We start from the raw sequence: 15,642 nt of genomic DNA, 5'->3' as shown, positions 1-15,642 counted from the left end.
GGATAAAGTCATGCAATTAGTGTAATATGAAAGATTCCGAGTATAATCGAAAATAATTTGTCGAATATGAAGGATTTTTGAATACTATCTAGAATTTATACTTAGATAGAGTGGTTGGTGATAAGTTGACTAGAATACCAGAAGAGACTATAGAAACCGTTCGATCGAAGACTGATATTGTGGATTTAATAGGGGAATATGTTCAATTGACAAAAAGGGGAAAGAATTGGTTTGGACTGTGTCCGTTCCATGGTGAAAGTACACCTTCTTTTTCCGTGTCAGAAGATAAACAACTATTTCATTGTTTCGGATGTGGAGCCAGCGGTAATGCAATTACATTCGTTATGGATATGGAGAACAGTCCCTTCACTGAAGCTGTCGTTAAACTCGCTGAGCGTACAGGTATTGAAATTGATGCAGTAGTGAGCGAAGGATTCGGGGTCAAACCGAATAATGAATTTAAATCTATGATTGAAGCTCACGCTCTTGCAACAAATTTCTATAGTCACCTTTTACTAAACACTGTCGAAGGAGAGGCGGCATTAGAATATCTTGAAAAAAGAGGGTTTACGCGAGAGAATATCGAAAAATATGGAATCGGATGGTCGCTTAATGATAACGAAGCTTTATCAAGCCTTCTGAAACGTAAAAGTTTCAACATGATGGAAATGGAACGAGCGGGACTATGTATCATGAAAGATGATGGGACAGGCTACTTCGACAGATTCCGAGCACGTATTATGTTTCCTCTCCGTGATGACTTTGGAAACGTTGTGGCATTTTCCGGACGGACTATATCGGGTATGAAACAGGACGCTAAATACCTGAATAGTCCTGAAACACCAATATTCGAAAAAAGTCATATCTTATACAATTTTCACAATGCACGTCTTAACGTCCGGAAATCGGGTAAAGTAATACTGTTTGAAGGATTTATGGATACGATATCCGCAGATCGAGTTGGCGTGATGAATAGTGTTGCAGTAATGGGCACATCTTTGTCAGACACGCATCTTCTTAAATTAAAAAGAATTGCCAAAGATATTATCATCTGCTGTGACGGGGACGATGCCGGATGGGAAGCAGCCAAACGATTTGCTGGCATGGTTACGCAAAAAGGAATGGACGTTCAAATCGCTTTATTGCCGGGGACAATGGACCCTGACGACTATATCACAGAGCATGGCGGTGAATCTTTCCGCGAAAAGATTATTGGCAATCCACATTCATTTATGTCATTTATAATGGCATATGCTAAGCGATCCAAGAACTTATCATATGAAAACGATGTATTGCAATATATCCATGAAGTGCTGGAAGAATTGGCGAAGCGTTCATCACCAGTAGAACGGGATCTTTATATCCGACAACTGTCAACTGTGACAGGTGTTTCTGTCGAGGCAATTAATCAGCAGTTTATAAAAATGGCAGGTAATCAGGCGAAAAGAGCTAAGACAGAACCGCAAGGCAAAGAGATAGTCCAACCACAGAATACGATTCCAGTTCGGAAAAAGACAGGTACAGAACGTGCTGAGCGTTTATTGTTGTACCATCTCTTAAGTGACGTTGACTTATTCGACCGTTTACGTGAGGAAAAGGAAAATTTGTTCATTCGAGAAGGGTATATCGCCATCTTCATCCGGCTAGCCGGATTTTACGAACAACATGGAACACCTGACTTTCACAGATTTGCTGAATCATTGGAAGACCGTGAACTCAGGAAAATTGTACTAGATTCCGCGATGGTGGAAAGAGATCCTGAACATGCCGAAGAAGAAATTTCTGATTGCATCACTCATTTAGAGAAGTATCGGATTAGTTTATCAATTCAGTCAAAAATGCACGAGTCAAAAGAAGCAGAAAAGATGAAGAATCATACCCGGGCGCTGGAGCTGGCCAGGGAAATTATACAGCTCCGGAAATCATTGACGGCATTGTAGTCGTATTCCGGTGTACTAAGGAGGAACGGGTTAGATGAGTAAAAAAGAGAAATCCGAAGATATGGAAATTGAATTGACTGTTGAAGAAGTGAAAGCAAACCTGTTGGAAGCCGGAAAGAAAACAGGTGAACTCACTCTTGATGAGGTTACAGAAAAGTTATCTGTTTTTGAAATGGAACCTGAACAGTTTGAAGAGTTCCTCGATTTGATTGAAGTGCAGGGCATTGAAATGGATCGTAAGGGCGACGAAGAAGCTGGAGATGGCAAAGCAGTGCCGGAAGAGAAATTCGATCTGAATGACCTTAGTGTACCGCCAGGTGTTAAAATCAACGACCCAGTGAGAATGTACTTGAAAGAAATCGGCCGTGTTGATTTATTGACGGGTGCAGAGGAAGTTGAACTCGCAATTCGAATTCTCGATGGTGATGAAGAAGCTAAGAAGCGACTTGCTGAAGCCAATCTTCGTCTTGTCGTCAGTATTGCAAAAAGATATGTGGGACGCGGGATGTTGTTCCTAGACTTAATACAAGAAGGTAATATGGGTCTTATAAAAGCAGTAGAGAAGTTTGATCATACGAAAGGTTTCAAATTTAGTACGTATGCAACATGGTGGATACGTCAGGCAATTACCCGCGCAATCGCAGACCAAGCCCGAACAATCCGAATTCCTGTACACATGGTTGAAACGATCAATAAATTGATTCGGGTTCAACGTCAATTGCTTCAAGATCTCGGTCGTGAACCGTCTCCAGAAGAAATTGGGGAAGAAATGGATTTGACTGCTGAAAAAGTACGTGAAATTCTAAAAATCGCACAAGAGCCTGTATCTTTGGAAACGCCAATCGGGGAAGAAGATGATTCTCATCTTGGTGACTTCATCGAAGACTCAGAGGCTCAATCTCCATCTGATCATGCTGCATATGAACTATTGAAAGAACAATTGGAAGATGTACTTGATACATTGACGGACAGGGAAGAGAATGTCCTTCGTCTACGATTCGGTCTCGACGATGGTCGTACAAGAACACTTGAAGAGGTTGGTAAAGTGTTCGGTGTTACACGTGAGCGAATTCGCCAGATTGAAGCTAAAGCACTTCGTAAACTGCGTCATCCTTCAAGAAGTAAACGTTTAAAAGATTTCTTAGAATAATAAACGGGCATCGGCATAACTATTGCCGGTGTTTTTTTTACTACTTACGAAGAAGTTGTAGAAATCTTACTAGGAGGTTATACAACCCTGAAGGTTTTATCTTTATCAGTGCTAGCAACTTCTAGTGCTTTTGTGTCTACACAGATAACAAGTAGCTGATCTTTTGCATTGGCTTCTCCCTACATTCATCAAGGAGCGATTATGACCATGAATCCACAGCGAAAAAGGATGATTATTTCTGAAATTAAGTATTGGAAAGAAAATAAGCTGTTGCCTGAGCATTACTGTGATTTCCTTATCACTCTGTACGCCCAAGGTGAAGATGAAAATGAAATAAAAATTGTCGAAGGAGTACTACTTAAGGAAAAAAAGAAATTAAACCGAACAATTATTATGCTTACCATGTTAACGACTCTTATCAGCGTTTGCATGTTCGTTTTTATCCATCATCCTATACTGACGCTATCTTTAGCAGCATTTGTAATCTTTCTATTTCTACTGTCTACACTACGTAAATCAACTGTCCAAATGCGGATTACTCCTTTACTATACATATTGGCTTCTTTCTTATTGTTGTTTATGTCCCTCAAGTTATGGATGGTCTTTTTCGAAGGAAATAGAATGCTTCTCATTGGGTTGCTCATTTTGAACTGCTCACTTTGGCTAATTGCCGGTCGTCTTCACAAATTAGCGTATTTGACGATTTCTGGAATTGTAGGTTTGCTTTTAATCATCGGATTTCTAATCGTTTCGTTCTAACAATCCAACTAACTTTCAAGATTTGCTGTGAAAACAGAAAACAATTCGTTATAATTGGAATTGTAAGCGTTCACAAAAAAGGGGATGAAGATGTTGAATTTCGATTTGACTGAAGAACAACAGATGATTAGAAAAATGATTCGGGAGTTTGCGGATGAAGTTGTTGCACCCGGTGCAATTGATCGCGATCGGACTAAAGAGTTTCCAGTGGAAATTTTTAAGCAACTTTCTGATATGGGAATGATGGGCTTGCCGTTTTCGGAAGAATATGGAGGCGGAGGTTCTGATACGGTAAGTTTTGCCATTGTCACGGAGGAGCTAAGCCGCGCATGTGCATCGACGGGTATTACATACTCCGCGCACATATCTCTGGGAGGAGCACCGCTCAACCTGTTCGGAACGGAAGAGCAGAAACATAAGTACTTGACGCCAATTTGTACTGGGGAATCTTTTGGTGCATTTGGTTTGACAGAATCTAATGCAGGATCCGATGCGGGGGGGACGCAAACGACTGCAAAATTGGACGGGGATGATTTTGTCATCAACGGTTCAAAAGTGTTCATCACAAATGCAAGCTACGCTAAGCACATCGCAATCACTGCCATTACAGGAAATAAAGGCGGGGAGAAAGAAATTAGTGCGATTATTGTGCCAACCGATGCAGAAGGTTTCACGGTTATCGATAATTATGAAAAAATGGGCCTTAATGCTTCTAATACGACGGAGTTGGTATTGGAAAACGTACGTGTCCCGAAAGAGAACCTTCTAGGCATCCAAGGTAACGGCTTCAGGCAGTTCTTGGTCACTCTAGATGGCGGACGTATCGGGATTGGCGCTATGGCGTTAGGAATCGCTCAGGCGGCGTTTGATAGGGCACTACGCTACTCGAAAGAACGTAAACAATTCGGGAAAGCGCTTTCCGAATTTCAAATAACGCAATTCAAGTTGGCTGATATGGCAATGAAAATAGAACTGGCGCGTAATATGGTCTATAAAGCAGCTTGGTTGAAAGACCAGGGACGAGCTTTTTCAAAAGAGGCGTCGATGTGTAAATTATATGCCTCAGAAATCGCTATGGAAGTAGCAAGTGAAGCAATACAGATTCATGGTGGATACGGCTATATGAAAGAGTACGAGGTCGAACGTTATTTGCGAGATGCAAAGCTTCTTGAAATTGGAGAAGGAACTTCAGAAGTCCAACGAATGGTCATTGCAAGACTAATCGGCTGTTAAGAACTTATCGGATTCCGAGAAGTTTGCTGATTTAAACTGAAATATTTGTCGAATTTGTCACAAAGGGCGAAAAGATCAGCAATAACTCTTTCAGTTTTCTATTAGATACAGTACAATAATAGTTGTGAACTGTATTCATTACAGAATAGATCCTGATAAAGGAGGGTAATTTAATGAGTAGAAATCCAATAGTACCTTATATCTTAATTTTCGCACTTGGAATTGGTCTAATTTTCTTCATGTCTCTTTACGGACTTGATCAGAAAAAAGAAATTGCTGAACAAGGTGAAGATGGGGCAACTGAAGAAGTCGCACCAGCAGACACAGCCGATTTTGATGCTGAAGCAGTTGCTCAAGGGAAATGTATCGGTTGTCACGGTGGAGATCTAACAGGTGGAATGGCACCAGCGTTGGCTGGAACTAGTCTATCTAAAGATGAACTTAAAGACGTGATATTACATGGTACTGACGGCGGAATGCCGGGAGGACTAGTTAAAGACGATGCCGAGCTAGATGCAATGGCGGATTACATTTTATCACTTAAATAATTCTTGAATTTGCAAGGAGCTGTCAGTCAGCAGAAGTTTTTGTTGACTGATGGCTCTTTCTATTTGTGTATCGTGTAAAATGGTTAATATTGTAGACACTATTTTAAGGAAGGATGTGGATGTAATGAATTCCGAACGATTATCGAACAGATTGATGTCGGTTGCTTCTTTCGTTAAGGAAGGAGCAGTTGTTGCGGATATCGGCAGTGATCATGCTTATTTGCCTTGTTTTCTAATCCATTCAAAGATGGCAAAAAAGGCAATTGCAGGTGAAGTAGCTAAAGGGCCATATGAATCCGCCGTTAGCAATGTACGGAGAGAAAATCTATTGGATGTTATTTCTATTCGTTTGGCAGATGGTTTATTTGCCATAGAGGAAAATGATGGGGTTGATACGGTGACGATAGCTGGAATGGGAGGCCCACTAATAGCCACTATTTTAGAAAACGGCAAAGATCGCCTTTTTGATGTAAATCGAATCATCGCACAGCCCAACATATATGCGAGGGCAGTCCGTGAATGGGCAGTATCCAATGATTGGAAAGTTGTTGATGAACATATTTTAAAAGAAGATGGAAAAATATACGAAATTCTCGTGTTGGAAAAAGGTAGAACTACGTATAGTGAATTGGAAATGATGGCGGGACCCATCCTGCTCATATCTAAAACGGATGTATTCATTGAAAAATGGAAAATCGAGTTATCAGAATGGAATCGTGTGCTTGATTCGCTCGAAAATGCAACGGAAACAGATGCGGTTAGGTTGAAAAAAGAACAATTGAGAAGCCATATCGAATTAGTTGGGAAGGTGTTAACTAAATGAAAAAAGTGAACGGTAATGAAATTATAGAGCTTTTTGAAAAATGGTCTCCGAAACGCTTTGCGGTGGAAGGGGACCCGGTTGGCCTGCACATCGGACAGTTAGACCGGTTGGTAGAAAAAGTCCTCATCACACTGGATGTAAATGAGGAAGTTGTAGACGAAGCAATCCAAAAAGGCGCAAATCTTATCATTGCGCACCACCCACCGATTTACAGGCCATTAAAGAGACTTTTAACGGACACACCCCAAGGTAGAATGTTCGAAAAGTGTATTAAGAATGATATTTCCGTTTATGCGGCACATACTAATCTCGACATCGCACCTGGCGGAGTGAACGATATGTTAGCGAAAAAACTAGGTTTAGTTGACACGAAAATCGTTGAACCAACATCTGTTGAGTCATTATACAAACTAGTCGTCTTCAGTCCAGAGAGCCATGCGGACGCGATTAGGAATGCGTTGGCAAAGGTTGGTGCGGGTGCAATTGGGAATTATGCCGGATGCAGTTTCAGTTCACCCGGAATTGGCCGCTTCAGACCAACAAAAGGGGCGGATCCATTTATTGGCGTAATCGGCCAAGGGGAAGAAGTTGAGGAAGTTAAGATCGAGGTTGTTGTGCCAGGACCACTCAAAAGTAAGGTGCTAAAGGCGATGCTTAATTCCCATCCTTACGAAGAGCCAGCGTATGATTTCTTTGAACTTGATCAGCCAGGGACCGAATATGGTCTAGGGAGAATCGGAAAACTACCAACAAAATTGACGCTTACAGATTTTGCGGAACAAGTGAAAAGTATTTTTGCTGTGCCTGCACTTCGATTCGTTGGTGATCCAAAAAAAGAAATTCAAAAGGTAGCAGTTCTTGGCGGGGACGGTAACAAATATATAACTGCTGCTAAGTACAGTGGAGCAGATGTCCTTGTAACCGGAGACTTGAATTACCATATAGCTCATGATGCACAAGCGATGAATTTAGCGGTTATAGACCCAGGTCATAATATTGAGAAGATCATGATTGAAGGGGTTGCAGTTCACATGCAAAATGCGAGTAAAGAAGCTGGATACGATGTTACATATCTTCAATCAGAAATCATCACGGAGCCATTCATTTTCATGTAAAGAACAATAAAAACCGGCCTCTTACTACGGAGGCCGGTTTCTTTAGGTTGTTGCATATGGTTCAATTCGTATGACAGGTGTAGGATGTTTGATTTTCGGTAAAATTTTCTCCAGTGGAAATTTGCGTTCTGGAATTTGTGTAGATGGATCTTCAGGATTGAAGTTTTCTAAAAATGCAATCACTTCACGGACGACCAATGTTGGCGTCGAGGCACCAGCTGTGACACCAACAGTCTTGATACCTTCCAACCATTTTACATCAAGTTCGGAAACATCGGAAATCCGATATGAAGGTGTGTTGGCAATTTCAACGGAAACTTGTGTTAGACGGTTCGAATTATTACTTTTAGGATCCCCAACGACGATGAGAAGCTCAGATTCCCCTGCTTGTTGTGCAACAGCCTCTTGTCTAACTTGTGTAGCTAGGCAAATTTCTTTATGAACTTCGATATGTGGATATTTTTCCTTAAGTGCGTCCATAATGTGAACGACGTCCCATTGGCTCATGGTTGTCTGGTTTGTAACGAGCAATTTAGTAGTCTCGAGCTCCAGGTTATTCACATCTTCAATCGATTCAATTAAATGCACAGCATGGGGGGCCACGCCAATTGCACCTTCCGGCTCGGGATGATACTTCTTACCGATATAAACGATATCGTATCCTTCCGCAGTCTTTTCTCCGATTAAATCATGCGTTACAGTTACATCCGGACAAGTCGCATCAATCGAAACAAGGCCTTTTCTTTTCGCTAGTTCACGCACTTCAGGTGAAACACCGTGTGCTGTGAAGATTACTGTCCCTGTTTCGACTTTCTCGAGAATCTCCAAACGATTTTCTCCGTCGAGTGTTATGATGCCATCTGCTTCAAAGGCATCCGTAACATGTTTGTTATGAACAATCATTCCGAGTATATAAATGGGTCTCGGCAATGTTTTGTCGAGTGCCGCATTTCTTGCTATGATCATTGCATCGACAACCCCGTAACAGTAGCCTCTAGGGGTAATCTTTAATACTTTCATACAGACTCACTCCTCTAATAGGATCTACCACCATTATAGCGGAGTTGGGCTGCTGTTTCAAAATTATCGAATGGGCGGCTGAAATATTCGGGGGACAGATGGGCCGGGTGCGACATTCGCAACTGTTGCCCTTGTTGGTGTAGATGCCGTTCCGCCTGCGGGTGGGAGCGATTGAAAGCCTTTGTATAATCTCCACATCGCGGGCAAGTTTTGAACCATCGGCGCAAACTGCTGGACGACAGGTGCGAATTGCTGAGCAGTGTTTAGGAAACGATTAGCCGTTTGCATGTATGCCTCCATTTTTGATGGCCCTTGTTGCGTCCCTGGGCCAGGCATCGGACCGCCAAATGGATTGTTCGACGGACCATTCATGAATGGTTGTCTGTGTGCTTGTGGCGGTGCCACTCGAGGGGGCTGTCCGAAGCCCGATTGTCCCATTGGATGGGGTGGCGGTTGTTGTCGCGCAAATGGATAAAAGGACTCATACCTCATAATTATCTCCTTTCAATAAATCAGAATGAACTTTCACATAGTATACTATGCGAAAATCGCATACGGCGGAACGAAATCATGTTACAATAGGTGTACATTAGGAGGGTTACGAATGTCTAAATTTACAGATTATCAATTTAAACCGTTTATACGGGAAGCAATCGGGAGGCTCGGCTTTGAGAATCCGACACCGATTCAAAAGGAAATTATACCGCTTATCCTGAAAGGGACAAATGCGATTGGACAAGCACATACAGGGACAGGTAAATCACATAGTTTCCTCATTCCAATATTGGAACGGACAGATGTATCTGTTGATGAATTGCAAGCAGTCATCACCGCACCAACAAGAGAGCTTGCAACTCAACTGTTCAATGAGCTTGCTAAGATGACTGAAGGTACTGAAGTACGTACTTCACTACTCATAGGTGGTACAGACAAGCAACGATCAATTGGGAAACTAAAATCAAATCCCCATATTATCGTTGGAACACCAGGGCGAATCAGTGATATGTCTGAAAATGGAGCTCTTGCTATCCATACTGCAAAAATTTTAGTTATCGATGAAGCGGATCTTGCATTTGATATGGGCTTTATCGAGGATATCGATAAGTTTGCATCGAAAATGCCCGCTAAATTGGAAATGTATGTTTTCTCTGCTACGATTCCAGAGAAATTAAAACCGTTCCTTACGAAATATATGGAGTCACCTGTTCATGTGAAAATTGGTGAACGTAAACCATTGACGGAAGGGATGCGCTATTCTCTCGTTCCTGTTCGCGGTATGAACAAAAGAAAGAAATTGTTGCAAGTAATGGAGGGGATTAATCCCTATTTGGCAATTATCTTTATGAATACAAGACAAAATGCTGAAGGACTTGCAACTTTCCTTGCAGAAAGCGGCATTAAAGTCGGAAGAATTCATGGAGATTTAACACCGCGCGAACGGACACGGATGATGAAACAGGTTCGTGATCTTGAATTCCAATATATAGTAGCGACAGATCTTGCAGCGCGCGGAATTGATATTCCGGGTGTCAGCCATGTAATCAACTTTGAACTTCCTGATGACCTTGAGTTTTTCATTCACCGCGTGGGTCGTACTGCACGAGCAGGGCTTAAGGGGACAGCAATTACATTATATGAACCTTCTGAGGACGACAAAGTAGTTAGAATTGAAAAGATGGGTATTCCATTTGTCCATGAAGAAGTGAAAAATGGTGAATGGGTTGAAGTAAAAGAACGCCATTCAAGAAGAAATAGAGTTAAGGAAACAGACGATATTGACCGCAAAGCAATTTCGTTCGTACCAAAGCCATCGAAAGTAAAACCTGGCTATAAGAAGAAAATGGCTCAGCAAGTTGAAAGTTTTAAAAAGAGGGAAAGGAGATTGAAACGTAAAAAATGATAAATGATAAACCATTATTGCTTGGCTCCCATGTTTCGATGAGTGGTAGTAAAATGCTACTGGGCTCGAGTGAGGAAGCTGCAAGTTACGGAGCAACTACATTTATGATTTATACCGGTGCACCGCAAAATACGCGGAGAAAACCGATTGAGGATCTGAATATTGCAGCAGGTCATCTAAATATGGAGGAAAATGGACAGTCTAATATCGTCGTCCATGCTCCGTATATCATCAACATAGCGAATACGTTTAAGCCTGAAACTTTCAGACTCGGTGTTGATTTTTTACAAAGTGAAATTGAACGGACAGCTGCACTTGGCGTTGACCAAATTGTTCTACATCCAGGCGCGCATGTCGGAGCAGGTGTAGATCTAGGAATTGCAAAAATTATTGAAGGATTAAATGAAGTGCTTTCACAAGACTACCCAGTTCGCATAGCCCTCGAAACGATGGCGGGTAAGGGGACTGAGTGTGGCCGTAGTTTTGATGAGATAGCTGCAATAATCGACGGTGTGACACATAACGAACGTTTATCTGTTTGTTTCGATACCTGTCACGTCCATGACGCTGGGTATGATATCGTAAATGATTTCGAAGGTGTGCTAATGGAGTTCGATAAGATAGTTGGAATGGATAGAATTTCAGTCATTCACGTAAATGATAGTAAGAATGAGCGAGGGGCAATGAAAGACCGGCATGAAAATATCGGATTCGGTCATATCGGTTTCGAACCTCTTTCTTATATCGTGCACCACGAGGGATTCCAGACGGTGCCTAAAATTCTTGAAACTCCATTTGTAGGTGTTGATCCTAAAAAGAAAACTGCGCCTTATAAATATGAAATAGAAATGTTTAAAGCGAAATCATTTCAGCCTGATGTAATTGACTTATTAAGAGTCTAATAAGAAAATCCCGCCTGCAAAGTTACAAAGTGCAGGCGGGATTTTAGTGTATAAGGGTGTTTACGTTTTTTCACTGGGTGGAGTCTAAATATTTCTTGAATAGTATTTCTGTTTTTTTATCACCTATAACGATTCTAACTTTATTAATGAACGTTTCAGGGACACCTGTGAATAGCCAATGAAATGAAATTTCATCCAGTAAAGGGCGAAGCGCCCTAATTTCTGATTTTGAAAGATCGATACCATATTGTCCTGCAATGACTTTGACTTCAGCATCGCTACGTGTCTTCACTTCATTTAATAGTTGAACATAATCCATTATTGATTCCTTCTTTCTTAAATAGTTGTATCCCCTCGTGCAATAGTTTATAATTTGACGAGTGAATCGTAATGATTCCTGTTTCGAGAAAGGAATAGTAAAATGACAAATAACATTATTCAATTGGACGATGTCAGTTTCAGTTATGAGCAGGCAATCGCTCTTGATCAAATCTCTCTCGAAGTAGGAGAAGGGGAATTTTGGGCCTTGATAGGACCAAATGGGTCCGGTAAATCAACTCTAATCAATATTATTCTTGGTCTATTACAGCCATCCAGTGGTTCGATAAAATTGTTTGGTGCAGATATAAATTCATTTAGACACCGGGAACGAATTGGTTATGTTTCACAGAAATCTAATTCATTCAATTCTGGTTTTCCGGCGACAGTCCGTGAAGTCGTGCGCAGTGGTTTGACTCGAAAAGTAGGATTGTTCAAGAGTTTTTCGAAAAAAGATGAGCACCGAACATTGGAAGCACTTCGCATCGTTGGAATGGATCGTTTTGTCGGTCGGAATATGGGTGAATTATCTGGTGGCCAACAGCAGCGTGTTTTTATAGCAAGAGCGCTTGCAGGGGAGCCGGATCTTCTAATTATGGATGAACCCACTGTTGGAATTGACCAACAGAATGTGGCATCGTTTTATTCTATGCTTAATAAACTAAACCGTGAGCATGGAATAGCAATCTTGCTTGTAACACATGAAATTGACCTCGTGACGGATCTCGCAACGCATGTAGCCTGTTTAAATCGGTCGATTCATTTTCATGGCAGACAATCAGACTATAAAAAAATGGAAGACGAAGACGTTTCAAGATGGTATGGCCACCCTGTTCGACGCGTTCACCAGCAAACGAATGAGGTAAAACGATGATTAATGATATTTTATCCTATGAGTTTTTACAGAATGCATTCTTATCCGGATTAATCATCGGAGTTATTGCTCCTTTACTTGGCTTGTTTATCGTCGTCAAAAGGCTTTCACTCATCGCCGACGCACTTAGCCATGTTGCTCTTGCTGGAATCGCCGGAAGCCTTTACTTGAGCCAGCAGGTGCTGTTTTTCAGTGCATTGAACCCTGTATACTTTGGGATTGCATCCGCTGTGGGCGGATCGTTGCTAATTGAAAAACTAAGAGGTGCATATCGTCATTATGAGGAACTAGCTATTCCGGTTATCATGTCTGCGGGGATAGGGGTCGGAGCAATTTTCATTTCATTATCGCAAGGGTTCGGCTCCGATTTAATCGGCTATTTATTCGGTTCCGTTTCGGCGGTTAGCAGACAGGACCTACTTGTTGTTGTCGTTATTGGAATCATCGTGGTATTATATATCCGTTTTCTGTATAAGGAATTATTTGTCTTATCATTCGATGCGGAGTATGCAAAGGTTTCAGGTATTAATTCACGGTATATCCAAATGATCCTCATGATTATAACGGCTCTTGTCATTGGGGCTTCGATGCGGATTGTTGGTATCTTGTTAGTCTCATCGCTCATGACGATTCCAGTGGCATCGGCAATTCAACTCGCAAAAAGCTTTAAGGGTGCGATGATCTATTCAATTATATTTGGCGAATTGGCTGTTATTATTGGACTTATTTCCGCGTATCATCTTGATATCGCCCCGGGGGGAACAATTGTCGTTACGTCAGTACTGGTTCTATTAGTCGTTCTTGTTTGGAAGAAAATACAGGGAGGGCGCAATGCCCATGCGGTTAAGGAGGAATTGGTATGACACTTGATGAGGCTTGGCGTCTTCTCCAGGAAAAACAGTTTAAACGAACAAAAAATAGAGATACCATATTACAGTTATTCTCTGAAAATGATCGTTATTTAACAGCTCTGGAAGTTAAAAACTTTATGGAAGACGATAATCCTGGAATTAGCTTCGATACAATTTATCGTAATTTATCAACCTTTTCAGAACTAGGTATACTAGAAGAAACCGATTTAAATGGAGACCGGCACTTCCGAATGCAGTGTGATCCGGGCGTTCATCATCATCACTTTATATGTACAACATGTGGAAAGACACGAAGCATAACACATTGCCCCATGGAGATGATTACTGTCAATTTACCTGACTATGAAGTGGAAGGGCATAAATTTGAGATATACGGCAAATGTCCATTATGTGTCATAAACTAGAAAACGGTGTGAATCTCTTTTAATAGAGATTCACACCGTTTTTATATTCGATTTAAGCTATCAAAACTGGGAATAGCTGTTTGATAACATTATTTGCTTCTTGCCAGTCATAAACTCGGATGACACCATCGGGAGTGGGATTCCGATTATACGGTGTATCGAATAATATGACTGGAATATCAAGCTCTTCATGAATTTCAACTGCATTGTCATGCTTGTCTTCAAAAAATGCATGAACATCAAACTTTTTCGCTGTTGCAATTTTATTGTGACTACCGATGAGTTCGATATGATCGTAAGGAATATCCTGCAATTTGAACCAATCAAGTGTGGAATCATATACTTGATGACCCCTTGCTGAAATGTAATAAAGTTCGAACATTGCTTTCCAATCGGTCAAAACTTGTTTAGCGTATTTTTGCGCAGGAGAAGTTTCGTAAATGCTCGTTTCGGCTCCTTTATACCACTCGAAGAAGATTTTTTCATCAACCGGAAATGCTTTTGTCAGATCATATTCTTTTATATCATCTAGAACAAGATTGCATCCGAATTGCTCATTGATATGTGGCAGTAAAGAAGTAGGGCAAGTTACTGTACCGTCGATATCAATGCCGAAGCGAAGGTTTCTCATTCGACTTTCTCAGCTTGTATGAGAAGTTCTTCTTGTCTTTTCTTTTCGAAATATTCTTCTGCGAGTTTGTCTATTTCAATTTTCAATTCTTCCACCATAGTTGCTTCTGGAACTTTTCGAACCGTTTTCCCTTTCATGAAGAGGAGACCTTCACCACGTGCTCCTGCAATTCCAATATCGGCTTCACGTGCTTCGCCGGGACCGTTTACTGCACAGCCGAGAACTGCAACTTTTAGTGGGGCTTTAATATGTGAAATATATTCCTCTACTTCATTTGCTATGGTAATGAGGTCGATTTCAATTCTTCCGCAGGTTGGACATGAAATAAGTGTTGCTGCATTGGAAGAAAGACCGAATATTTTTAGTAATTCGCGAGCTACTTTGATTTCTTGAACAGGATCAGCACTTAATGAGACTCGCATCGTGTTGCCAATGCCTGCGGATAGAAGTGTACCTAAACCGGCAGAGCTTTTAATAGACCCTGAAAATAGTGTTCCAGACTCCGTGATGCCCAGGTGTAATGGATAGTCGAATGCTGCCGCCGCTTTTTGATAGGCCTCGACCGCTAAATTTACATCTGAAGCTTTCAATGACACAATGATGTCGTGGAAATCGAGGTCTTCAAGAATTTTGATATGGTGCAAAGCGCTTTCTACCATACCATCAGCAGTTGGATACCCGTACTTTTCAAGAATTTTCTTTTCAAGTGAACCGGCATTAACACCGATTCGAATAGGAATGCCTTTTGCCTTTGCAGCGTTGACGACTGCTTCGACTTTGGCTTGTCTACCGATATTTCCAGGATTGATGCGAATCTTATCGGCACCTTGTTCAATAGCGATTAACGCCAACTTGTAATCGAAATGGATATCGACAACGAGAGGAATGTTAATCCGTTTTTTTATTTCACCGATTGAATAAGCTGCACGTTCGTCCGGACAGGCAACTCGTACGATTTGACACCCTGCTTCTTCCAAGCGCAAAATTTCTGCTACTGTAGCTTCAATGTCATGCGTTTTGGTAGTCGTCATACTTTGAATGAATAGCTCATCGCTCCCCCCGATAGTCAAATTACCGACTTTTACGGGACGTGTGTTCTTTCTATTTATCATTGCACTCATTTGTTTCTCTCCTTAGTTGGCAATTAGCCTTA

Annotated in this window: 17 protein-coding genes; 12 read left to right on the top strand and 5 right to left on the bottom strand. The window is 41.4% G+C overall.

All coding sequences use genetic code 11. From position 1 onward, the window contains the following. Positions 1-125: 125 nt before the first annotated feature. The 7 genes from dnaG (at position 126) to AC25Y5_RS07665 (ending at position 7,568) form a co-directional block, all read left to right on the top strand. Positions 126-1,940 (top strand): DNA primase, encoded by a 1,815-nt coding sequence (gene dnaG, locus AC25Y5_RS07695; RefSeq protein ID WP_488139795.1) that lies wholly within the window; start codon positions 126-128, stop codon positions 1,938-1,940. 34 nt (positions 1,941-1,974) lie between these two features. Beyond that, positions 1,975-3,090 (top strand): RNA polymerase sigma factor RpoD, encoded by a 1,116-nt coding sequence (gene rpoD, locus AC25Y5_RS07690; RefSeq protein ID WP_482101833.1) that lies wholly within the window; start codon positions 1,975-1,977, stop codon positions 3,088-3,090. 207 nt (positions 3,091-3,297) lie between these two features. Beyond that, complete coding sequence (locus tag AC25Y5_RS07685; RefSeq protein ID WP_488139794.1) at positions 3,298-3,849, top strand: hypothetical protein; 552 nt, start codon at positions 3,298-3,300, stop codon at positions 3,847-3,849. Between the two features lie 93 nt (positions 3,850-3,942). Next, positions 3,943-5,082, top strand: coding sequence for an acyl-CoA dehydrogenase family protein (locus AC25Y5_RS07680; protein ID WP_482104649.1), 1,140 nt, complete (start codon positions 3,943-3,945; stop codon positions 5,080-5,082). A 173-nt stretch (positions 5,083-5,255) separates the two neighbouring features. Continuing rightward, the gene (gene cccA / locus AC25Y5_RS07675; RefSeq protein WP_482101830.1) at positions 5,256-5,630 is read left to right on the top strand and encodes a cytochrome c550; all 375 of its coding nucleotides are present in this window, start codon (positions 5,256-5,258) and stop codon (positions 5,628-5,630) included. A 124-nt stretch (positions 5,631-5,754) separates the two neighbouring features. Continuing rightward, positions 5,755-6,453 carry a tRNA (adenine(22)-N(1))-methyltransferase gene (locus AC25Y5_RS07670; RefSeq protein ID WP_488139793.1) on the top strand — a complete coding sequence of 233 codons (699 nt, stop codon included), beginning with the start codon at positions 5,755-5,757 and terminating at the stop codon, positions 6,451-6,453. Continuing rightward, complete coding sequence (locus AC25Y5_RS07665) at positions 6,450-7,568, top strand: Nif3-like dinuclear metal center hexameric protein (protein WP_488139792.1); 1,119 nt, start codon at positions 6,450-6,452, stop codon at positions 7,566-7,568. The genes AC25Y5_RS07670 and AC25Y5_RS07665 overlap by 4 nt, the downstream gene beginning before the upstream one ends. 42 nt (positions 7,569-7,610) lie before the next feature. On the opposite strand, the gene AC25Y5_RS07660 is transcribed toward AC25Y5_RS07665, so the two are convergent. Next, positions 7,611-8,588, bottom strand: a complete 978-nt coding sequence (locus tag AC25Y5_RS07660; RefSeq protein ID WP_482101827.1) for a 4-hydroxy-3-methylbut-2-enyl diphosphate reductase — start codon at positions 8,586-8,588, stop codon at positions 7,611-7,613. A gap of 63 nt (positions 8,589-8,651) precedes the next feature. Next, entirely contained in the window at positions 8,652-9,080 is a 429-nt protein-coding gene (vrrA, locus tag AC25Y5_RS07655) for a VrrA/YqfQ family protein (RefSeq protein ID WP_488139791.1), read from the bottom strand. Positions 9,081-9,192: 112 nt separating this feature from the next. Between vrrA and AC25Y5_RS07650 the strand changes: the two genes are divergently transcribed. Both AC25Y5_RS07650 and AC25Y5_RS07645 read left to right on the top strand, forming a co-directional pair. Beyond that, the gene (locus AC25Y5_RS07650; protein ID WP_482101825.1) at positions 9,193-10,488 is read left to right on the top strand and encodes a DEAD/DEAH box helicase; all 1,296 of its coding nucleotides are present in this window, start codon (positions 9,193-9,195) and stop codon (positions 10,486-10,488) included. Next, a complete protein-coding gene (locus tag AC25Y5_RS07645) occupies positions 10,485-11,390 on the top strand; it encodes a deoxyribonuclease IV (RefSeq protein WP_482101824.1) in 906 nt (301 codons plus the stop codon). The genes AC25Y5_RS07650 and AC25Y5_RS07645 overlap by 4 nt, the downstream gene beginning before the upstream one ends. Before the next feature lie 70 nt (positions 11,391-11,460). On the opposite strand, the gene AC25Y5_RS07640 is transcribed toward AC25Y5_RS07645, so the two are convergent. Further along, entirely contained in the window at positions 11,461-11,709 is a 249-nt protein-coding gene (locus AC25Y5_RS07640) for a hypothetical protein (RefSeq protein ID WP_482101823.1), read from the bottom strand. Between the two features lie 102 nt (positions 11,710-11,811). On the opposite strand from AC25Y5_RS07640, the gene AC25Y5_RS07635 reads away from it, so the two are divergent. From AC25Y5_RS07635 to AC25Y5_RS07625, 3 genes are read left to right on the top strand one after another with little or no spacing between them, the layout of a single operon-like run. Beyond that, positions 11,812-12,582 carry a metal ABC transporter ATP-binding protein gene (locus tag AC25Y5_RS07635; RefSeq protein WP_488139790.1) on the top strand — a complete coding sequence of 257 codons (771 nt, stop codon included), beginning with the start codon at positions 11,812-11,814 and terminating at the stop codon, positions 12,580-12,582. Beyond that, positions 12,579-13,445: a metal ABC transporter permease gene (locus AC25Y5_RS07630; RefSeq protein ID WP_482101821.1), complete on the top strand. Its 867-nt coding sequence runs from the start codon at positions 12,579-12,581 to the stop codon at positions 13,443-13,445. Before AC25Y5_RS07635 ends, AC25Y5_RS07630 begins: the two co-directional genes overlap by 4 nt. After that, positions 13,442-13,858 (top strand): Fur family transcriptional regulator, encoded by a 417-nt coding sequence (locus tag AC25Y5_RS07625; protein ID WP_482101820.1) that lies wholly within the window; start codon positions 13,442-13,444, stop codon positions 13,856-13,858. The genes AC25Y5_RS07630 and AC25Y5_RS07625 overlap by 4 nt, the downstream gene beginning before the upstream one ends. A 52-nt stretch (positions 13,859-13,910) precedes the next feature. Here the strand turns inward: AC25Y5_RS07625 and AC25Y5_RS07620 are convergent, their stop codons facing one another. Continuing rightward, complete coding sequence (locus AC25Y5_RS07620; RefSeq protein WP_488139789.1) at positions 13,911-14,489, bottom strand: 5' nucleotidase, NT5C type; 579 nt, start codon at positions 14,487-14,489, stop codon at positions 13,911-13,913. Further along, positions 14,486-15,610 (bottom strand): flavodoxin-dependent (E)-4-hydroxy-3-methylbut-2-enyl-diphosphate synthase, encoded by a 1,125-nt coding sequence (gene ispG, locus AC25Y5_RS07615; RefSeq protein WP_482101818.1) that lies wholly within the window; start codon positions 15,608-15,610, stop codon positions 14,486-14,488. Before ispG ends, AC25Y5_RS07620 begins: the two co-directional genes overlap by 4 nt. Positions 15,611-15,642 lie beyond the last annotated feature (32 nt).

This window comes from Sporosarcina sp. Y1011, assembly GCF_057669885.1.
This window is presented reverse-complemented; position numbering and strand designations above follow the sequence as displayed.